General features: G+C 25.9%; 1 pseudogene. It reads left to right on the top strand.

The annotated features are described in order from the left end of the window. Positions 1 to 212 (top strand): annotated as a pseudogene (locus tag KGF46_RS20480) (RNA-guided endonuclease TnpB family protein); the annotation flags it as partial.

Raw genomic sequence — 212 nt, 5'->3', positions numbered from 1 at the left:
AGAGTTAAGAAAGAAAGGTAATACCAAGGCAAAGTATCCATATAAAACCAAGAAATTTTATATAATACCATTCAAAGTTAGTGCAATAAATATCAATGCTAAAGGTAACTTAAAGTTATCAATGTCAAAAGGTAGATATTTAGAGTTAGATTTTAATATTGAAAATATAAAGACTGCTGAAATAGTATGGCGAAACGGATATTATTTGTATT

Origin of the sequence: Clostridioides sp. ZZV14-6153 (genome assembly GCF_020657855.1) — a bacterium.
GTDB lineage: Bacteria > Bacillota > Clostridia > Peptostreptococcales > Peptostreptococcaceae > Clostridioides.
This window is presented reverse-complemented; position numbering and strand designations above follow the sequence as displayed.